Annotated in this window: 19 protein-coding genes; 7 read left to right on the top strand and 12 right to left on the bottom strand. The window is 72.4% G+C overall.

Annotated features, from left to right (window positions below; genetic code table 11):
- Positions 1–9: 9 nt before the first annotated feature.
- On the top strand, positions 10–666 hold the full coding sequence (locus tag AB4880_RS02440; protein ID WP_367917606.1) for an O-methyltransferase: 657 nt from the start codon (positions 10–12) through the stop codon (positions 664–666).
- A 67-nt stretch (positions 667–733) separates the two neighbouring features.
- On the opposite strand, the gene AB4880_RS02435 is transcribed toward AB4880_RS02440, so the two are convergent.
- From AB4880_RS02435 to ileS, 6 genes are all read right to left on the bottom strand, one after another.
- Positions 734–2,323 (bottom strand): leucyl aminopeptidase family protein, encoded by a 1,590-nt coding sequence (locus AB4880_RS02435; RefSeq protein WP_367917605.1) that lies wholly within the window; start codon positions 2,321–2,323, stop codon positions 734–736.
- Complete coding sequence (locus AB4880_RS02430) at positions 2,320–2,487, bottom strand: DUF3117 domain-containing protein (protein ID WP_367917604.1); 168 nt, start codon at positions 2,485–2,487, stop codon at positions 2,320–2,322. The genes AB4880_RS02435 and AB4880_RS02430 overlap by 4 nt, the downstream gene beginning before the upstream one ends.
- A gap of 109 nt (positions 2,488–2,596) precedes the next feature.
- Entirely contained in the window at positions 2,597–2,932 is a 336-nt protein-coding gene (locus AB4880_RS02425) for a DivIVA domain-containing protein (protein ID WP_367917603.1), read from the bottom strand.
- Between the two features lie 21 nt (positions 2,933–2,953).
- Complete coding sequence (locus AB4880_RS02420; RefSeq protein ID WP_367917602.1) at positions 2,954–3,682, bottom strand: LOG family protein; 729 nt, start codon at positions 3,680–3,682, stop codon at positions 2,954–2,956.
- Entirely contained in the window at positions 3,679–4,782 is a 1,104-nt protein-coding gene (gene dapE / locus AB4880_RS02415; protein ID WP_367917601.1) for a succinyl-diaminopimelate desuccinylase, read from the bottom strand. Before dapE ends, AB4880_RS02420 begins: the two co-directional genes overlap by 4 nt.
- Before the next feature lie 98 nt (positions 4,783–4,880).
- Positions 4,881–8,108 (bottom strand): isoleucine--tRNA ligase, encoded by a 3,228-nt coding sequence (gene ileS / locus AB4880_RS02410; RefSeq protein ID WP_367917600.1) that lies wholly within the window; start codon positions 8,106–8,108, stop codon positions 4,881–4,883.
- A 262-nt stretch (positions 8,109–8,370) separates the two neighbouring features.
- On the opposite strand from ileS, the gene AB4880_RS02405 reads away from it, so the two are divergent.
- From AB4880_RS02405 to AB4880_RS02390, 4 genes are read left to right on the top strand one after another with little or no spacing between them, the layout of a single operon-like run.
- Complete coding sequence (locus tag AB4880_RS02405; RefSeq protein ID WP_367917599.1) at positions 8,371–9,300, top strand: DinB family protein; 930 nt, start codon at positions 8,371–8,373, stop codon at positions 9,298–9,300.
- 28 nt (positions 9,301–9,328) lie between these two features.
- Positions 9,329–10,129 carry an acyl-CoA thioesterase gene (locus AB4880_RS02400; RefSeq protein ID WP_367917598.1) on the top strand — a complete coding sequence of 267 codons (801 nt, stop codon included), beginning with the start codon at positions 9,329–9,331 and terminating at the stop codon, positions 10,127–10,129.
- Positions 10,130–10,157: 28 nt separating this feature from the next.
- Entirely contained in the window at positions 10,158–11,099 is a 942-nt protein-coding gene (gene dapD / locus AB4880_RS02395; protein WP_367917597.1) for a 2,3,4,5-tetrahydropyridine-2,6-dicarboxylate N-succinyltransferase, read from the top strand.
- A gap of 49 nt (positions 11,100–11,148) precedes the next feature.
- Complete coding sequence (locus AB4880_RS02390) at positions 11,149–12,027, top strand: VldE C-terminal domain-containing protein (protein WP_367917596.1); 879 nt, start codon at positions 11,149–11,151, stop codon at positions 12,025–12,027.
- A 78-nt stretch (positions 12,028–12,105) separates the two neighbouring features.
- On the opposite strand, the gene dapC is transcribed toward AB4880_RS02390, so the two are convergent.
- Positions 12,106–13,221 carry a succinyldiaminopimelate transaminase gene (dapC, locus tag AB4880_RS02385; protein ID WP_367917595.1) on the bottom strand — a complete coding sequence of 372 codons (1,116 nt, stop codon included), beginning with the start codon at positions 13,219–13,221 and terminating at the stop codon, positions 12,106–12,108.
- Positions 13,222–13,232: 11 nt separating this feature from the next.
- Complete coding sequence (gene fdxA / locus AB4880_RS02380) at positions 13,233–13,559, bottom strand: ferredoxin (RefSeq protein ID WP_036540981.1); 327 nt, start codon at positions 13,557–13,559, stop codon at positions 13,233–13,235.
- Positions 13,560–13,640: 81 nt separating this feature from the next.
- On the opposite strand from fdxA, the gene AB4880_RS02375 reads away from it, so the two are divergent.
- Entirely contained in the window at positions 13,641–14,612 is a 972-nt protein-coding gene (locus AB4880_RS02375) for a GNAT family N-acetyltransferase (RefSeq protein WP_367917594.1), read from the top strand.
- On the opposite strand, the gene AB4880_RS02370 is transcribed toward AB4880_RS02375, so the two are convergent.
- Positions 14,570–15,070, bottom strand: coding sequence for a GNAT family N-acetyltransferase (locus tag AB4880_RS02370; protein WP_367917593.1), 501 nt, complete (start codon positions 15,068–15,070; stop codon positions 14,570–14,572). The two genes, AB4880_RS02375 and AB4880_RS02370, sit on opposite strands and share 43 nt — an antisense overlap.
- Complete coding sequence (locus tag AB4880_RS02365) at positions 15,063–16,448, bottom strand: cystathionine beta-synthase (RefSeq protein ID WP_367917592.1); 1,386 nt, start codon at positions 16,446–16,448, stop codon at positions 15,063–15,065. The genes AB4880_RS02370 and AB4880_RS02365 overlap by 8 nt, the downstream gene beginning before the upstream one ends.
- A 73-nt stretch (positions 16,449–16,521) precedes the next feature.
- Here AB4880_RS02365 and AB4880_RS02360 point away from each other — a divergent pair, with 73 nt between their 5' ends.
- Positions 16,522–17,532: an SGNH/GDSL hydrolase family protein gene (locus tag AB4880_RS02360; protein ID WP_367917591.1), complete on the top strand. Its 1,011-nt coding sequence runs from the start codon at positions 16,522–16,524 to the stop codon at positions 17,530–17,532.
- Positions 17,533–17,954: 422 nt separating this feature from the next.
- On the opposite strand, the gene AB4880_RS02355 is transcribed toward AB4880_RS02360, so the two are convergent.
- Together AB4880_RS02355 and AB4880_RS02350 are read right to left on the bottom strand one after the other, a co-directional pair.
- Complete coding sequence (locus AB4880_RS02355; protein WP_367917590.1) at positions 17,955–18,830, bottom strand: Bax inhibitor-1/YccA family protein; 876 nt, start codon at positions 18,828–18,830, stop codon at positions 17,955–17,957.
- A 129-nt stretch (positions 18,831–18,959) separates the two neighbouring features.
- Positions 18,960–19,655 carry an SAM-dependent methyltransferase gene (locus AB4880_RS02350; protein ID WP_367917589.1) on the bottom strand — a complete coding sequence of 232 codons (696 nt, stop codon included), beginning with the start codon at positions 19,653–19,655 and terminating at the stop codon, positions 18,960–18,962.
- Between the last annotated feature and the right edge of the window lie 61 nt (positions 19,656–19,716).

Below are 19,716 nucleotides of genomic sequence, written 5' to 3'. Positions count from 1 at the left end.
GGTGAGCCCGTGGCTCCGACACCTGTCAACGCGACCAGCTGGACCTTCGCCGACACCTATGTCGGTGAGGACGACGTTCTCGCCGCCGCCCGGGCGCGCGCCGAGGAGGTCGGCGTGGTGCCCATCGGCGCCGGGAGCGGGGCGACGCTGCGCTTCCTCGCCGCCGTCCTCGAGGCCCGCGCCGTCGTCGAGATCGGCACCGGCACCGGCGTCTCCGGCGTCTGGCTGCTGCGCGGCATGCGCCCCGACGGCGTCCTGACCACGGTCGACGTGGAGGCCGAGCACCAGCGCCTCGCGCGCGAGTCCTTCAAGGACGCCGGCATCGCGCCGCAGCGGGTCCGGACCATCGCCGGCTCCGCGCTCGACGTCCTCCCCCGCCTGACCGACGGCCACTACGACATCGTGTTCGCCGACGGCGACAAGCGCGAGTACGGCGCCTACCTGTCCGAGGCGCTGCGCCTGCTGCGCCCCGGCGGCGTCGTGATCTTCGACAACGCGCTATGGCACGACCGGGTCGCCGACCCGGCCCAGCGCGACGACGAGACCGTCGCCATCCGCGAGCTGGTCCAGCAGGTCGCCGCGACCGAGGGACTCATCCCGGCGCTGCTGCCCGTCGGCGACGGGCTGCTGGTCGCGAAGAAGGAATGGGTCCCCGAGGCCGACTGAGTCCGTCGTACCGGACGAAATCGTCGCCGATCGGCCGATTTCACGACCGTTTCGTCCGGTACGACGATCAGTGGGGTACGCCGGCGAGCGGTTCGGGCGTGCCGAGCCACGACAGCAGCATCCGCGAGCCGAAGCCGGACGGACCGACTGTCCACTCGTGCCACTCCTTCTCGACGTCGCCCACCGAGGCGATGTCGAGGTGCGCCCACGGGACGTCGCCCACGAACGGCCGCAGGAAGAGCGCGGCGGTGATCGCGCCGGCGCCACCCGGGTCGTTGCTCGCGTCGGCGACCTTGGAGGCCAGCTTGTCGTCGTAGCCGCGGTAGAGCGGGAAGCGCCACAGCGGCTCGCCCGCGCGCTCGCCGGCGGTGATGAGCGCGGCGGCGAGGGCGTCGTCGTTGGCGAAGAGGCCGCCGACCTGCTGGCCGAGCGCGACCTTGACCGCGCCGGTGAGGGTGGCGACGTCGACCACGAGGGCGGGGTCGAGCTCCGTGACGGCGTAGGCGAGAGCATCGGCGAGGACCAGGCGGCCCTCGGCGTCGGTGTTGCCGACCTCGGTGGTGCGCCCGCCCCAGTGGGTGATCACGTCGCCGGGGCGCAGCGCGCTGCCGGAGATGGCGTTCTCGGCGGCGGCGATCAGGCCGACCACGCGCACCGGGCAGTCGACGTCGGCCAGCGCGGCCATCGTCGCCAGGACGACGGCGCCGCCGGTCATGTCGCGCTTCATCGAGCCCATCGAGGCGCTCGGCTTGATGGACAGGCCGCCGGAGTCGAAGGTGATCCCCTTGCCGACCAGGACGACGAGCGGCAGCTTCTTGGCCGCGCGGGCCGAGACGCCGGCCGGCGTGTAGTCGAGCCGGATCAGCCGCGGTGGGGTCGCGGACGCCGCGCCGACGGCGAGGATGCCGCCGAAGCCGTCCTTGGCGAGCTCCTGCTCGTCCCACACCCGGACATCGAGGCCGGCCGCCGCGGCGACCTCCTCGGCCTGGGCGGCGAGCCAGGCGGGGTTCTTCAGGTTGGACGGGACGGTCGCGAGCAGCCGCGAGCGCCAGCCGGCGCCGCCGAGGGCGACCGCGCGCTCGAGGGCGGCACGGTCGGCGGCGGCGGGCGCGCCGGCGAGCACGACCCGTCGTACGGGCGTGTGCTCGGGGCCGGTGGAGCGCCAGTGGAAGACGAACGAGCCGAGCATGGTGCCGGCTACGAAGGCCTCGAGCGCGACCGGGTCGTCGGGCGAGGCATCCTCGGCGACGGCGGGGATCGAGGTCACGACCGCCGCGCGGTCGCGGGCGGCCTTGGCCATCGCGGCGCCGGCGCGGCGCAGGTCGATCGGCCGCGCGGCGCCCACGCCGACGAGCAGGACCAGCCGCAGCGTGGGGTTGGTGGGCGTGCCGTCGGGCACGGGGACGGCGGCCACCTCGCCGGTGGCGCCGGTCAGCCCGTGCACCTCGGCGATCCCCACGAGGTCGAGCGCGAGCTCGTCGGCCAGCTCGGCCGCGCCGAGCCCGAGCAGGACGCCGTCGTCGCCCGGAAGGACTGGGAGCGCGACGACGTCGACGCCGGTGATGGCACCGGGCCGCAGCTCGCTGGCCGCGAACTCCGGGGGTGAGACCTGGCTCGGGAGGACCGGGCCGGTGGTGGGAGTGCCTGGTGAGGTCACCCGACGACGTTCTTGAGCGCGTCGCCGAGCGCGGTGGCCTCCTCGGCGTTGAGCTCGACCACGAGCCGGCCGCCGCCCTCGAGCGGGACGCGCATCACGATGCCGCGCCCCTCCTTGGTCACCTCGAGCGGACCGTCACCGGTCCGAGGCTTCATCGCCGCCATGCGGCACCCCTCTTCCACTACTTCTGCGAGCTGTCGAGCGCCCGGTGCACCCGACCGTGCGCGCCACCATTATCGCCTATGCCACACCAGACGCGCAGCCGAGACCGACCTAAGCCTGGTCGCCCGGTTCCGCGGGGTGCTCGTCAGGGCGCTCGCGGTGGGGCTCTGCGACGTGCTCGCCAGCGGGCTCGGATGCCGCCTGCTCGCGCTGCTCCAGCTCGTGTGCGAGCCGCTGCAGCAGGGCGTCAACCTCCGACATCCGGTAGCCGCGCAGGGCCAGCGAGAAGCGCACCGTGCGCAGGTCGCCCCCGGCGATCGGCCGGTCCGTGGGTAGGACGGCGTCCGGGCGGTCGTCGTAGGCCGGGCTCATCGGCTCGCCGTGGCCGGCCGCGAGCATCGCGACACCGCCCATCGCGAGCACGATGAGCACCGCGAACACCCACATCATCGAACGATCACCCGGGCCTCAGGAGTGGCGGTCGCGCGCGGCGACCATGAGCGCGACAGCCTCGTCGACGTCGTCGGTGAGGGTGAGCATGTCGAGGTCGGACTGCTTGATCCGGGCGTCCTCGAGCATCGAGCCCTGCATCCAGTCGATCAGGCCCTGCCAGTGCTCGACGCCCATCAGCACGATCGGGAACTGGGTGATCTTGAGGGTCTGCGCGAGCGTCATCGCCTCGAACAGCTCGTCGAGGGTGCCGAGCCCGCCGGGCAGGACGACGTAGCCCTGGCTGTACTTGACGAACATCATCTTGCGCACGAAGAAGTAGCGGAAGTTGAGCCCGAAGGTGATGTAGTCGTTGAGCTTCGCCTCCCACGGCAGCTCGATGCCGAGCCCGACGCTCTCGCCGCCGGCCTCCATCGCGCCCTTGTTGGCGGCCTCCATCGCGCCCGGGCCGCCGCCGGTGATCACGGCGAAGCCGGCCTTCGAGAGCGCCGAGCCCACGCGCACGCCGATGTCGTACGCCGGGTGCGTGTCGGGGATCCGCGCCGAGCCGAACACCGAGATCGCCGGACCCACCTCGGCCAGGTCGTTGAAGCCCTCGACGAACTCGGCCTGGATCTTCAGCACCCGCCACGGGTCGGTGTGGACCCAGCCGCTGTCGCCCCGGCTGTCGAGCAGTCGCTGGTCGGTGGTCGAGCCCTCGGGACGTCCCGCGCTGGGTCGGGGTCCGGGGCCGCTGCGCCTGGTCATGCGTTCTCCTCGGTGCTCTCGGGGATGGTGGTCTCGCCGCGCAGCCACGCGCCGAGCTGCTGCTCGCAACGCACGATCTGCGCGACCTCGACGTGCTCGTCCTGCTTGTGAGCCAGCATCGGGTCACCGGGACCGTAGTTGACCGCAGGCACGCCGAGGACCGTGAACCGCGCGACGTCGGTCCAGCCGAACTTCGGCGCGACCGTGCCGCCGACGGCGTCGATGAACGCCTTCGCCGCGGGCTGGTCGAGGCCGGGCAGCGCGCCCGGCGCGGTGTCGGTGAGCTCGATCTCGAAGCCGGCGAAGAACTCCTCGACGAAGGCCAGCGCCTCGGCCTCGGAGCGGTCGGGCGCGAAGCGGTAGTTGACGGTGACCACGCACTCGTCGGGGATGACGTTGCCGGCGACGCCGCCGCTGATGCCGACGGCGTTGAGCCCCTCGTGGTACTCCAGGCCGTCGATGACCGGACGGCGTGCCTCGTAGGCGTTGAGCCGGGCGAGGATCTCGCCGGCGCCGTGGATCGCGTTGACCCCGCGCCAGCTGCGCGCCGAGTGCGCCCGCTCGCCGCGGGTGCGGACCTCCACCCGCAGCGTGCCCTGACAGCCTGCCTCGACGCCGGCGTTGGAGGGCTCCATGAGGATCGCGAAGTCGGCCTCGAGCAGCTCGGCGTCGGACTCGCCGAGCAGGCGCAGCCCGTTGTAGAGCGACTCGATCTCCTCGGCCTCGTAGAGCACGTAGGTGACGTCGTGGACCGGCTCGGTCACGCTCGCCGCGAGCCGGAGGATGACGGCGTCGCCGCCCTTCATGTCGCAGGTGCCCAGGCCGTGCAGGACGCCGGCCTGCTCGTCGTACCGGCTGGGGAGGTTGGCGTTGACCGGCACCGTGTCGAGGTGGCCGGCGATGACGACGCGTGAGGGCCGGCCGAGGTCGGTGCGCGCGACGACGGTGTGGCCGCGGCGGGTGACGGTGAGGTGCGGGAGCGCGCGCAGGGCCTGCTCGACCGCGTCGGCGATCTCCTGCTCGTCGCGGCTCACCGACTCGATGTCGACGAGCTGGCGGGTCAGGGTGATGACGTCGGCGGTCAGGTCGATCGAGGGCACGGGAACAGTCAACCAGGCCGCCCGATCGGTCGAGTCGTGTGCCTGAGAACGTCCCTGCAGGGGTTCTCAGGCACACGACTCCCCACCAGGGGGCGCGCTCAGGCCAGGCTGACGCTCAGCGCCGCCTTCTCGCCGTCGCCGACGGTGACCTCGGTGGCGCCCGCGGGCGCCTCCTCGACCACCGTGTACGACGTCGCGAGGGTCTCCCCCGCGATCAGCGCCTCGTGGGCGCGGGCCGCGGCGAGGACCGAGGCGGTGCCGGCGATGACGAGCTCGATCCGGTCGGTGACCTGGAAGTCGGCGTCGCGGCGCGCCTGCTGGACGGCCCGGACCAGGTCGCGGGCGACGCCTTCCTCGGCGAGCTCGGGCGTGACGTCCGTGTCGAGGACGACGAAGCCGCCGCCCGGGAGCATCGCGGTGGCGGAGCCCTCCCCAGCGGCGCCGACGACGGTCTCCAAGGTGTACTCCCCCTCGACCAGCGTCAGGCCACCGGCGGTGACGACGCCGTCCGGCGAGATCGACCAGTCGCCCGACTTCGAGCCCTTGATCGCGACCTGCACGTCCTTGCCGAGGCGCGGCCCGGCGGCGCGGGCGTTGACCGAGAGCTTCTGCTCGACGCCGAAGCCGGCGGCCTCCTCGGAGTCGGCCGCGAGCAGGCGGACCGCCTTGACGTTGAGCTCGTCGGCGACGATCGCCGCGAACGGCTCGAGCGCAGCGGGGTCGTCGACGACGACGGTGAGCCCGGCGAGCGGCAGGCGGTTGCGCAGCTTGGCGGCCTTGCGCAGCGCGGACGTCGTCGAGCAGACCTCGCGGACCTCGTCCATCGCGGCGACCAGCTTGTCGTCGGCGGGCAGCGCGGACACGTCGGGCCAGTCGGCCAGGTGCACCGAGCGGCCGCCGGTCAGGCCGCGCCAGATCTCCTCGGTGGTCAGCGGCAGCAGCGGCGCCACGGCGCGGCAGACCACGTCGAGGACGGCGGCGAGCGTCTCGAACGCCTCCGGCTTGCCCTCCCAGAACCGCTCGCGGGAGCGGCGGACGTACCAGTTGGTGAGGACGTCGAGGAAGGTCCGCGTGGTCTCGCAGGCGTCGGCGATCGCGTAGTCGTCGAGCTCGGCGGTGAGCTTCTCGACGTACTGCCGCGTCTTGGCGAGCAGGTAGCGGTCGAGCGGGTCGGTCGAGCCCAGCGACTCCGCGCGGCCCACGTTGGCCTCGTAGTTCTCGGCGTTGGCGTACAGCGCGAAGAAGTACCAGGTGTTCCAGAGCGGGATCATCACCTGGCGCACGGCGTCGCGGATGCCCTGCTCGGTCACGACCAGGTTTCCGCCGCGCAGGATCGGCGAGGCCATGAGGAACCAGCGCATCGCGTCGGCGCCGTCGCGGTCGAAGACCTCGGAGACGTCGGGATAGTTGCGCAGCGACTTCGACATCTTGTTGCCGTCGGAGCCCAGCACGATGCCGTGGCTGATGCACGACGAGAACGCCGGCTTGTCGAAGAGCGCGGTGGCCAGGATGTGCAGCGTGTAGAACCAGCCGCGGGTCTGGCCGATGTACTCGACGATGAAGTCGGCCGGGAAGTGGTTCTCGAACCACTCCTTGTTCTCGAACGGGTAGTGCACCTGGCCGAACGACATCGAGCCCGAGTCGAACCACACGTCGAGGACGTCGGTGACACGGCGCATCGTCGACCTCCCCGTCGGGTCGTCGGGGTTGGGCCGCGTCAGGTCGTCGATCCACGGGCGGTGGAGGTCGCGCAGGCCCTGGTCGTTGAGCGGCAGCCGGCCGAAGTCGCGCTCGATCTCCTCGAAGGAGCCGTAGACGTCGATGCGGGGGTAGGCCGGGTCGTCGGACTTCCACACCGGCACCGGGCTGCCCCAGAACCGGTTGCGGGTGATCGACCAGTCGCGGGCGTTGTCGACCCACTTGCCGAACTGGCCGTCCTTGATGTGCTCGGGGACCCAGCGGATCTCCTGGTTGAGCTCGGCCATCCGCTGCTTGAACGCGGTGACCTCGACGAACCAGCTGCTCACGCCCTTGTAGATCAGGGGCTCGCGGCAGCGCCAGCAGTGCGGGTAGGAGTGGTCGTAGGTCTCGCGGCGGAGCAGCAGCGTGCCGGGGGTGACAGCGCCGCCGTGGCTCTTGAGGTCGTCGATGATGTGCGGGTTGGCGTCGAAGACCAGCATCCCGGCGTACTCGCCGACGGGTGCGGTGAACCGGCCGTCCTTGCCGACCGGCATGACCGCCTCGATGCCCTCGCGGTCGGTCACCTCCTTGTCGACCTCACCGAAGGCGCCGGCGCTGTGCACCAGGCCCGTACCGTCGGTGGTGGTCACGGCTTCGTCGGCGGCGACCACGCGGAAGGCGTTCTCGTGGCCGGCGTAGTAGCCGAAGGGCGGCACGTACGACAGGCCGAGCAGGTCGGCGCCGGTGCCGCGCCAGGTGACCCTGGGCTCGTCGCCGAGCTCACGGGCGTACGCCGCCAGCCGGGCCTCGGCGAACACCAGCCGGTCGCCGTCGTGGTCGACGACGACATAGTCGATCTCGGTGCCGACCATGACCGCGAGGTTGCTGGGCAGCGTCCACGGCGTCGTCGTCCAGATCATCAGCTTGGCGCCCTGGAGCGGGCCGTCGGTGGCGATCTCGAAGCCGACGGTGACGGCCGGGTCCTGCCGCATCTGGTAGACGTCGTCGTCCATCCGCAGCTCGTGGTTGGACAGCGGCGTCTCGTCGTTCCAGCAGTAGGGCAGGACGCGGAAGCCCTCGTAGACCAGGCCCTTGTCGAAGAGGCTCTTGAACGCCCAGAGCACCGACTCCATGAACTCGGGGTTCATGGTCTTGTAGTCGTTGTCGAAGTCGACCCAGCGCGCCTGGCGGGTCACGTAGTCGCGCCACTCGCCGGTGTACTTGAGCACCGACGCACGGCAGGCGTCGTTGAACTTGTCGATGCCCATCTCGACGATCTCGTCGGTGGTCTTGATGCCGTTGAGACGCATCGCCTCGAGCTCGGCGGGCAGGCCGTGGGTGTCCCAGCCGAAGCGCCGCTCGACGCGCTTGCCCCGCATCGTCTGGTAGCGGGGGACGATGTCCTTGACGTAGCCGGTCAGCAGGTGACCGTAGTGCGGCAGGCCGTTGGCGAACGGCGGGCCGTCGTAGAAGACGAACTCGTTCTCACCGTGCGCGCCGGGGTCGCGCTGCTCGACCGACGCGCGGAAGGTGTCGTCCTCGGCCCAGTAGGCGAGCACACCCTCCTCGATCGCGGGGAAGCGCGGCGAGCTCGGGACGGCGCCCTGGCCGGCAGTCGGGTCGGTGGTGACCTTGGGATAGGTCATCGGCTGGTCTCCTGCGTCTCGTGCAACTCGTGCTGGGTCTGCACGAGGACGACGTGTGCCGCGGTACCACCTCGCTTGCCGGCCCCGCAGTGCACGGGGACGACCGCTCATTCACGGCTGTGACGGGCCTACCCGCCGGGTTCTACTTGCCTTGCGGCTTTCTTCCCGGGGCTCGCCGCTGATGACGGCTCGAGCGCCTGTCCTCCCAGCGTAGGGCGTGGTGCGCCGGAACGGGAAACCGGTTTCGACCTAGGGTGGTCGGGTGACCGAGAAGCTGTACGTCGGGCTGGCTCTCGCCGCCGCCGACGAGACCGTCGACCTGGCCGCCCTCGACTCTGCCGGAACGCTCGTCGCGAGCGGCCGGGCGGGCTCCGAGGAGGAGGTCGAGGCGTGGCTGGCCGGGCTCCCCGGCAGTGTCGTGGTGATCGCGACCGACTCCCCGCTGGTCGGGCCGGACGCCGTGATCGCCGGCTCCCGGGCCGCGGCGCTCGCCCTGCGCGCGGGGTGGAGCGTCGCGCCCACGCACCGCGGCAGCGTGGGCTGGCCGGTCTGCGTGCACGTCGCCGCCGACGGCGCGCCGGCGTGCGCCCGGCTGGCGCGGATCTGGCACGAGGAGCCCGGAACGCTCGAGGTGCAGCCGAGCCTGGAGCAGTGGGAGGACGGCTATGTCGTGGCCGAGCCCACGGTCGACGTACCGGCGAGCGACGAGCTGACCAACTACCGCGACTACCTCACGCAGTACCGCCGGACGCTCGCCCGCAAGTGCGCGGGCCTCGGGCCCGCCGATCTCGCGCGCCGCTCGGTGCCGCCCAGCACGCTCAGCCTGCTCGGCCTGGTGCGGCACATGGCGTACGTCGAGCAGGCGTGGTTCCAGCGGGCGCTCCAGGCCAACCTCGACGAGCCGCGGCCCTTCACCGACCCCGACGACCGCGACTTCGACTTCAACCAGGCGGTCGGCACGCAGGAGTGCGTCGACGAGGCGTTCGCGGAGTGGGAGCGCCAGATCGCCCGCGCCGACGCGTGGCTCGACGCGCAGACCGACGCGACCATGGCGGCCGAGGTCGTCTACAACAGCGACGGCGAGACGGCTCCGGTGCGCGACATCGTGGTGCACATGATCGAGGAGTACGCCCGGCACTGCGGGCACGCCGACCTGCTGCGGGAGTGCATCGACGGCACCACCGGCGAGTGACGCCGGCGGCCTCGGGGAGGATGGCCCGGTGAGCCACCTCCTCGACGACGCCATCGCCTCCGAGCCGCTCGGCGACGGCCGCCACCGCGTCCAGGTCACCGCCGACTGGCACACCGCCAACCAGACGCCCAACGGCGGCTACATCCTGGCGCTGCTGCTCAACGCCGTGCTCCAGGAGTCGAAGCACCCCGACGCCCTCACCATCGCGATCACCTACTTCCGCCCGGCCGTCGCCGGCTCCGCCGAGATCGCTGTCCGCGAGGTGCGGGTGGGGAGGCGCGTGTCGACGTACGACGCGGTGCTCACGCAGGGCGGGAAGGAGGTCGCGCACGCTGTCGTGAGCACCCACGACTGGGATGCGGCGGGGACGTTCGCGCACACGCCGCACGCCGTACCGGAGGCGCCGCGACCGGAGGACTGTGCCGACGTGAGCGCCCTGGTGCCCGCCGGGATGGTGCCGATCCTCGACCGCTACAGCTACCGCGCGCCGAGCGTGCCGGGCTGGCTGACCGGGACGCCGTCCGGCGTCACCGAGTCGCTGTGCTGGATCCGCGCGGCCGACGAGCGGCCGGTCGACGCGCTGCTCGCGGGTGCGATGACCGACGCCTTCCCGCCGGTGACCGCCGAGATCGGTCACCTCGCGTCGGCGACGATCCAGCTGACCGTCCACTTCCGGCGCCGGCCCGAGCCCGGCACGGTGTGGGCGCTCGGGCACGTCGTGACCCGTCACGTCGTCGCCGGCTATCACGACGAGGACGTCGAGCTGTGGGACGAGCAGGGGCGGCTGCTCGCGCAGAGCCGCCAGCTGGCGATCCTGGCCGACGGCTGACGTCGTACGCCGTCTAGAATCTCCTCACGTGACCTCCGCCTGGGGCTTCGGCCTGACCACCTACGCCGCCGACGGCTCGACCGTCCTCGACACCTGGTTCCCCGCGCCCGCGCTGGGCGCCAAGCCCGCCGACGCGCAGGCGCCGGCCGAGCTGGTCGCGCTCGAGGGCGCCGACGAGGCCCGCCAGGTCACCCGCAAGGTCAACCTGGTCGAGATCGCCGACCTCGGCACCGCTCCTGCCGACACGGTCGAGGTGTGGCTGCGCCTGCACCTGCTCTCGCACCGCCTGGTCGCGCCCCACGGGCAGAGCCTCGACGGCATCTTCGGCCTGCTGACCAATGTCGTCTGGACCTCCGCCGGCCCGTGCGCCGTCGAGGGCTTCGAGCTGACCCGCGCCCGGCTGCAGGCCGCCGGCCAGCACGTCACGGTCTACGGCGTCGACAAGTTCCCGCGCCTGGTCGACTACGTGATCCCGGGCGGCGTCCGGATCGCCGACGCCGACCGCGTCCGTCTCGGCGCCCACCTCGCCGAGGGCACGACCGTCATGCACGAGGGCTTCGTGAACTTCAACGCCGGCACGCTCGGCACCTCCATGGTCGAGGGCCGGATCTCGGCCGGCGTCGTCGTCGGCGACGGCTCCGACGTCGGCGGCGGGGCGTCGATCATGGGCACCCTGTCCGGCGGCGGCAAGGAGGTCATCTCCATCGGCCGGCGCTGCCTGCTCGGCGCCAACGCCGGCATCGGCATCTCGCTCGGCGACGACTGCGTCGTCGAGGCCGGCTGCTACGTCACCGCCGGCACCAAGGTGACCGTCCTCGAGCCGGGCCGCGACGCCCGGGTCGTCAAGGCGCGCGAGCTGTCCGGCGCGAGCAACGTCCTGTTCCGCCGCAACTCGGTGACCGGCGCGATCGAGGCCGTTCCGTGGCAGGGCGAGGGCATCGCGCTCAACGCGGCCCTGCACGCCAACTGACCGCCGCGCTCCGGCGCCGGTCAACCACGTCCCCCGCAGACTGGGTGCCGTGAAGAGAAGGGCGGTGGCCGTCATCGCGGGGGTCGCGGTCCTCGCGACGGCCATCGGTGTCGGCATCGGCGTGCTCCGGGTCTCCGACAAGCTGGTCGGCGGCCCCAACGGCGACTGCACCGTCACCGTCGCCGGCCACCAGGTCGACATCTCAGGCGAGCAGGCCGAGAACGCAGCCCTGATCGCGGCCATCGCGGTCCGCCGCGGCCTGCCCGCGCGGGCCGCGTCGATCGCGCTGGCGACGGCCTTCCAGGAGTCCAAGCTCCGCAATATCGACTACGGCGACCGCGACTCCCTCGGCCTCTTCCAACAGCGCCCGTCGCAGGGCTGGGGCACCCGCGCGCAGATCCTCGACCCGACCTACGCCACCAACCGCTTCTACGACGCGCTGGTGAAGGTGCGCGGCTACGAGAACATGGAGATCACGGTCGCCGCGCAGAAGGTGCAGCGCTCCGCCTTCCCCACCGCCTATGCCGACCACGAGGCCGACGGCCGCGCCCTCGCCTCCGCGCTGACCGGCTACTCCCCCGCGACCTTCAGCTGCGACCTCGCCGGCGGCGCGCCCTCGGCCGACGCCGAGCTCACCGCGACCGGGCTGACGCCGCGCGCGGACGTCGTACGCAAGGAGCTGCTGACGCAGTTCGGCCGGCTCTCGTTCGCGGCGGCGCCGGCCGACGGCCGCAGCGTCAACGTGGTCGTCCGGCCCACCAAGGCGGGCGACGCCAAGGGCTGGGCGCTCGCGCACTGGGCGGTCGCCAACGCGGCCCGACTGAAGATCCGCACGGTCCGCTTCGACGGGTGGATCTGGACCGCCGGCCGGGAGGGCTGGCGCAACGACGCGACCTCGACGACGGTCGAGATCGACGTCTTCCGCTGATCTGGGCCGAGCGCGTGTCCGGCTGCGCCGGGGGCAGCACACTGCCGAACGGCGCCTCCCGCCGCGCTGCCGGCCTGCTCAGAGGGCGGCGAGGCGGGCGACGGCGGCGTCGATCCGCTCGTCGGTCGCGGTCAGCGCGATCCGCACGTGCTTCGAGCCGGCGACGCCGTAGAACGAGCCGGGCGCGACCAGGATGCCGTGGGCCGCGAGCTCGGCGACGAGCTCCCAGCTGTCGGGGCCGTCGGGGCCCTTCGTGGTCCACAGGTAGAGCGAGGCCTCGGAGTGCTCGATCGTGTAGCCGGCTCCCTCGAGCGCCGCCCGGAGCTTGGTACGACGCGCGCGGTAGCGCTCGTGCTGCTCCTTGACGTGCGCCTCGTCGGCGAGGACGGCGGCCATCGCGCGCTGCTGCGGCCCGGGCATGATCAGGCCGAGGTTCTTGCGGACCGCGAGCAGCTCGGCGATCACGTCGCGGTCGCCGGCGACGAAGGCGCACCGGTAGCCGGCGAGGTTGGAGCGCTTGGAGAGCGAGTGGACGACGAGGATGCCCTCGGCGGAGCCGCCGCAGATGTCGGGGTGGAGCGCGGAGTAGGCCTCGCCCTCCCAGACGCAGTCGAGGTAGCACTCGTCGGAGACGAGCAGCACGCCGCGCTCGCGGCACCAGTCGACGACCTTCTTGATGTGCTCGGGCGGGAGCACGCGGCCGGACGGGTTGGACGGCGAGTTGAGCCAGAGCAGCTGGGGCGTCTCCGGCCCGAAGGCGGTGAGCGAGTCGGTGGCGACGCCGCGGGCGCCGACCATCGCCGCGCCGACCTCGTAGGTCGGGTAGGCGAGCTCGGGGAAGCCGATCAGGTCGCCCGGGCCGAGCCCGAGGTAGGCCGGCAGCTGCGCGATGAGCTCCTTGGAGCCGATCAGCGGCAGCACCTGGTCGAGGCCCAGGCCGGTCACGCCGTGCGTGCCGGACAGCCAGTCGACGACGGCCTGGCGCAGCTCGGGAGTGCCGACCGTGAGCGGGTATCCCGGCGAGTCGGCGGCCTCGACCAGCGCGCGCCGCGCCACCTCGGGCGTCGGGTCGACCGGCGTGCCGATCGACAGGTCGACGATCCCGTCGGCGTGCGCGCGTGCCTGCGCGGCGTACTGGGTCAGCTTGTCCCAGGGGAAGTCGGGCAGCCGGCCCGAGACGGCTCCCGACGTCACCAAGGCCGGACTCAGTGGTCCTGGTTCTGCGGCTCGAGCGCAGCGACGAACTCGGCGTCCTTGTCGATCTCGCCCATCTTGGCGGCGCCGCCGGGCGAGCCGAGGTCGTCGAAGAACTTGACGTTGGCGTCGTAGTAGTCCTTCCACTCCTCCGGCACGTCGTCCTCGTAGAAGATCGCCTCGACCGGGCAGACCGGCTCGCAGGCGCCGCAGTCGACGCACTCGTCGGGGTGGATGTAGAGCATCCGCTTGCCCTCGTAGATGCAGTCGACCGGACACTCATCGACGCACGCGCGGTCCTTAACATCGACGCACGGCTGCGAGATGATGTAGGTCATCGGTTCCTCCTGCAACAGGACAAGCGGTTCGAGTCAGACACGAATGTGTTTCGTATCGGGGGCCAGCCTAGTATCCCCGGCGTGCCCGACGCGCGCAGACCCCCGGAATCTGGACGCCATCTCCTCGGCCCCCACGTGGTGGGGCAGCGGATCGTGGTCCGCCGGGTGCTCCCCGGGCAGACCGGACCCACCGGCGGCCCCGCCTTCACCGACGTCCTCGGCGTCTGCCTGGCATGGGACGCCGACAGCTGCCTGGTCGAGCGCGCCGACGGCGAGAAGGTGCGGATCGCGCTGGCCGACGTCGTCTCCGGCAAGCCGGTCCCGCCGCGCCCGGCGGCCCGGCTCCGGGTGAGCGCGCGCGACGCCGAGACCCACACCGGCGTCCTGTGGCCCGCCGTCGAGACCTCGGGGCTGGGCGACTGGGTGCTCCGCTCCGACGCCGCGCCCACCGGCCGGCTGCTCAAGCGCGCCAACTCGTGCCTGGCGATGGGCGATCCCGGCGTCCCCTTCGCGGCGGCGCTGGCCGCGGTCGAGGCGTTCTACGCCGAGCGCGGTCGCGACCCGCTCGCCCAGGTCGAGGCCGGTACGGCGCTCGAGGACGCCTTCGCCGCGGCCGGCTGGCAGCGCCTCGCGTACGGCGAGTCGGAGCTCTGGCTCGCCTCCGTCTCGCGGGTGCGGCGCGAGCTCGCACTCCTGAGCCGGGGCGTCGACGTCGAGCGTGCCGGATCCGGACCGCGGGCCGTCGCCACCGTCGCCACCGTCGGCACCGGCTGCGACGCGCTCGCCGAGGCGCGCGCCGCCGTCGACGGCGACTGGGTCGGCCTGCACGGCCTCACCGTCGACCCCACCCATCGCCGCCGCGGGCTGGCGACCGCCGTCGTCGCCGAGCTGCTCGGCTGGGCGGCCGAGCAGGGCGCCCTCACGGCCTGGCTGCACGTCGAGACCGACAACCCGGGCGCGCAGGCGTTCTGGGAGGCGCTGGGGTTCGCCCCGCACCACACCTGCCGCTACTACGCCCCGAGCTCGGCCAGCGCCTGGCCGGTCAGCCGGTAGGTCGACCACTCCGCCATCGGGCGGGCGCCGAGCGCGTCGTAGAACTCGATCGCCGGGGTGTTCCAGTCGAGCACCGCCCACTCGACCCGGCGGTAGCCGCGCTCGACGGCGATCCGGGCCAGCGCCTGCAGCAGCGCGCGGCCCAGGCCGCTCCCCCGCTGGTCGGGCTCGACGAAGAGGTCCTCGAGGTAGATGCCGGGGACGCCGGTCCAGGTCGAGTAGGTGCGGAACCACAGCGCCATCCCGACCACCTTGCCGCCGGGCTCGGCCCGCGCGACGAGGACGTTGGCCACCGGGTCGGGGCCGAACACCCAGCGCCGCAGGTCGTCCTCGGTGGTCTCGACGGCGTCCGGCTCGCGCTCGTAGTCGGCGAGCGCGCGGATCAGCCGGAGGACGTCGGGGACGTCCTCCGGCGTCGCCGGAGCGATCAGGCCGCTCAGCTCGGCGGCGTCAGCCACGCGCGAGGAAGTTGAGCAGGTCGTGCCGGGTGAGCACGCCGACCGGCTTGCCGTCCTCGTGGACCAGCACTGCGTCGGCCGACTCCAGCAGCGGTACGGCGGCCGTGGCGTCCTCGGTCGAGCCGATGGTCGGCAGCGCGGTGGACATGTGCTGCTCGACCGAGTCGGTGAGCTTTGCCTTGCCGGTGAACAGCGCGTCGAGCAGGGCGCGCTCGGACACCGAGCCGGCCACCTCGGCCGCGACGATCGGCGGCTCCGCGCGGACGACGGGCATCTGCGAGACGCCGTACTCCTGGAGGATCTGGACCGCCTCGGCGATGGTCTCGTTGGGGTGGGTGTGGACCAGCGCGGGCATGCCCTGAGACTTGCCGCGCAGCACCTCGCCGACCGTCTGCGCGGGGCGCGGCTGGCCGGTGCTGAAGCCGTACTGGGCGAGCCAGTCGTCGTTGAAGACCTTGCTCAGGTAGCCGCGGCCCGAGTCGGGCAGCAGGACGACGACGACCGCGTCGTTCTTGCCCTCGGCGGCGAGCTCCTGGGCGAGCTGGCGCGCGGCGTACGCGGCCATGCCGGACGAGCCGCCGACGAGCAGCGCCTCCTCACGGGCGAGGCGGCGGGTGAAGGCGAAGGAGTCGGCGTCGGAGACCTCGATGATCCGGTCGGCCACGCCGCGGTCGTAGGTCTCGGGCCAGAAGTCCTCGCCGACGCCCTCGACGAGGTAGGGGCGGCCGGTGCCGCCGCTGTAGACCGAGCCGGCCGGGTCGGCGCCGATGACCTGGACCTCGGGCTTCTGCTCCTTGAGGTAGCGGCCGATGCCGGAGATGGTGCCGCCGGTGCCGACGCCCGCGACGAAGTGCGTGATCCGCCCCTCGGTCTGGCGCCACAGCTCGGGGCCGGTCTCCTCGTAGTGGGAGCGCGGGTTGTGGGGGTTGGAGTACTGGTCGGGCTTCCAGGCGCCGGGCTGGCTGGCGAGCCGGTCGCTGACGTTGTAGTAGGAGTCGGGGTGCTCGGGCGCGACGGCCGTGGGGCAGACGACGACCTCGGCGCCGTAGGCCTTGAGGACGTTGCGCTTGTCCTCGCTGACCTTGTCGGGGCACACGAAGATGCAGTGATAGCCCTTCTGCTGGGCGACCATCGCCAGCCCGACGCCGGTGTTGCCGGACGTCGGCTCGACGATCGTGCCGCCGGGCTGCAGCGCGCCGGAGGCCTCGGCGGCCTCGATCATGCGCGTGGCGATGCGGTCCTTCACCGAACCGCCGGGGTTGAGGTACTCGACCTTCGCCAGCACCAACGGTCCGTCGGCGGGCAGATCGAGTGAACGGTTGAGCCGGACCAGCGGGGTGTTGCCGATCAGCTCCAGCAGGGACTCGACGTACTCCATGGGCTCACCGTAGCGGTCGCGAGGTTGCCACCGCGCCGTCCCGGCGCCATGGAGAACCTTCTATGGTTGCGGCGTGACGAAAGCCAGTGCTGCTCGGAAGCTGGCCGCCGCCGCGTTGTACGGCGGGGGCGGACTGTCCGCGCTCGGCGCCGGCCTCTACGGCGTCCTGAGCGCCGAGGCCAAGCTCGCCCGCAAGACCATCGGACCGGCCCGCGAAGACCCGCCGCCGGACGCGACCGGCTGGTACGGCCGCGGCCGCCCGGGGCCGGCGATCAAGATCGCCTTCCTGGGCGACTCCAGCGCGGCCGGCTACGGCGCGGAGCGGGTCGAGCAGACGCCCGGCGCGCTGATCGCGAGCGCCGTGGCCGAGCACGCCGACCGACGCGTCTACCTGCGGGAGTTCTGCGTGGTGGGCGCGAAGTCGTCCGACCTCGCCGCGCAGGTCGACCGCGCGCTGCTCATCGAGCCCGACGTCGCGGTCATCCTCATCGGCGGCAACGACGTCACCCACACGGTGCGCCCCTCGCACTCGGTGCGCTACCTCTCCGACGGCGTGCGCCGGCTCATCGCCGCCGGCTCCACCGTCGTCGTCGGCACCTGCCCCGACCTCGGCACCATCCAGCCGATCGCTCCCCCACTCCGCCAGGTCGCCCGCGCCTGGTCGCGCCGGCTGGCCGCCGCGCAGACCATCGCCGTCGTCGAGGAGGGCGGCCGGACCGTGTCGCTCGGCGACATCCTCGGCCCCGAGTTCGCGGCCGCCCCGGCCCTGCTCTTCGGCCCCGACCAGTTCCACCCCTCGGTCGCCGGCTACAAGGCGCTCGCCGGCGTCCTCATCCCGTCGGTGCTGGCCGCCCTCGAGCAGGCCACCGACGAGGAGGCGGTGCTCGAGGCCTTCCGCGGCGAGGGCGTGCTGCCGGTCATCCGCGCCGCCGTCCAGGCCGTCAACGAGCCGGGCACCGAGCTCGGCGGCACCGAGATCGGCGGGCGCCGCGCCGGCATGCGTGGGCTGTGGGTGGAGCTGCGGCACCGCCGTACGCGGGGCGAGGTCGCGGCCGAGGCGCCGGCGGCTGCCGAGCACGGCTGACCCCGGGTGCGGGGGCTGGCGGTCATGTAACTCGGTGTCCGTTCATCCACCACAGGGTCATGACCGGTCACGACTCTGTGGTGGATGCCGCTCCACCGTGGTGGACGGTCGTAACACCGAGTTACAAGGCGCGGCCAGCGCGCAGACCCCGGGGAGCCCGCCAGGAACGGCTGACGCCGAGGCAGGTGGCGCTGGCGGTCGTGTAACTCGGTGTCCGTTCATCCACCACAGGGTCATGACCGGTCACGACCCTGTGGTGGATGCCGCTCCACCGTGGTGGACGGCGTAACACCGAGTTACAAGGCGCGCGCCCGCACCCCGCAGACGCCAAGGGCCGCCCGGCGCCCCATGCACCGAGCGGCCCTCGACCGCATGGCCGGCAGCGTGTCAGGCAAAGCTCCGACACGCGCGGCCCGTCGAACTCAGTCCTGCTGGAGGATCGCGAGGATGCGCAGCAGGTTGGTGTAGATCCAGACCAGGCTGACGAGCAGACCGAAGGACGCGCGCCACGACTCCCGCTCGGGGAGGCCGTTGCGGACACCCTGCTCGACGAAGTCGAAGTCCAGGATCAGCATGAACACACCCAGCACCAGGCCGACCAGCGAGAACACGAAGCCCAGGCCGGAGAAGCCGAAGAGGCCCAGCTGCGCGCCGAAGAAGCCCAGGACGAGCTCCATCAGGCTGAGCGCTACCATGCCGAACATCGCGGCGACGACGAAGGTGCGGAACTTGTTGCCGACCTTGATGTCGAAGAACTTGTACGCCGCGAGCGTGCCCGCGAAGGCCGCGAAGGTGCCGACGACGGCCTGGACGACGATGCCGCCGTAGCTGCTCGAGTCGGTGCCGAAGACGGCGTCGTAGAGCTTGCTGATGCCGCCGAGCGCGATGCCCTCGGCGACCGCGAAGGCGATGACCAGCGCCGGGCTGATCACGCGCTTGAACGAGTTGACGAGCGACAGGATGAACGCCGCGCCGCCGCCGACGGCGATGGCCGCGGAGAGCGCGGGCAGCGCGCTCTTCGGGTCGGAGGCCACGTCGGGGGTGGCGAACCAGGTGATGGCCGCGGCGAGGATCGTGACGCCGAGGGTGATGGCGGTCGACTGCACGACGGAGTCGATGGTCATCCGCCGCTCGACGGTGGTCGGGGGCGTGCCGAAGCCGGCCGGCGACGCGTAGCCGGTGCCCTGCGGGGCGCCGTAGCCCTGGTAGGCGGCGCCGTTGCCCTGGTACGTCTGGTTGCCGTAGGTGTTCCGGTTGAACTCCTCGGAGCGCCGGAAAACCGGGTTGTTGCTCTGCATGATCTCCTCCGCAGGCTTGCGTCTGCCGGGCCGCCAGGCGGCTGCCCTCTCCGCCTCAAGTCTAGGCGGCTCTTCTGGGGAACGTGCGGTGGGCGGAGAAGGTTCCCCAAAGTCCCACCGATCCGCGGGTCAGGTGAGGCGCCGCAGCCGCACCACCGTGTCCCGTACGGCGAGCGGCCCGTCCGCGGTCGCCTGCTGCCGCGTCGGGGTGTCGGCGACCTCCACCTCCCAGTCGCCGCCGGGCCGGTCGGCGCCGAGCGTCTCGAGGACCCGGTCGGGCTCGAACAGCAGCCCCGGGCCGTGGTCGTGGCGGGCGCCGGTGGCGACGTCCTCGGGGTGGTGGGCGGTGACGAGCAGCCGTCCGCCGGGGGCGACGGCGTCGGCGATCCCGCGGTAGATCGCGGCGAAGTCGGGCTGCGGGACGTGCAGGAAGCTGACCGTCACCAGGTCGAAGCGCTGACGGCCCGCGGGGCGCGGATCGGCCAGCGCGTCGTAGAGGCCGAGCTTGACCCGGTCGTCGAGGCCGGCGTCCTCGGCGTGCTGGGCGACCTTGCCGAGCGCCACCTCGGACACGTCGACGGCGGTCACCTGCCAGCCCTGCTCGGCCAGCCACAGCGCGTCGCCGCCCTCGCCACAGGCCACGTCGAGGGCGGTGCCGGGCGTCAGGTCGGCGGTCTGCTCGACGAGGCGCTGGTTGGGCCGGCCGCTCCAGACGCGGTCGCTGCCGCCGTACCTCTCGTCCCAGAAGCGGGCGGTGAGGGCGTCGCGCAGGGTCTCCAACGAGTCGTCCTGGCCGTGCGCGTGATCGTGGTGGTGACGGTGCATGACAGCACTCTGTCGGTTCAGGTGGACCTGAAGTCAAGGCCGTGTGCTGCTGTCGGCAGCG

Origin of the sequence: Nocardioides ginsengisoli (assembly GCF_039537225.1) — a bacterium.
GTDB classification, from domain to species: domain Bacteria; phylum Actinomycetota; class Actinomycetes; order Propionibacteriales; family Nocardioidaceae; genus Nocardioides; species Nocardioides ginsengisoli.
The sequence above is the reverse complement of the archived record's forward strand: the minus strand, read 5'-3'. Positions and strand labels throughout refer to the sequence as shown.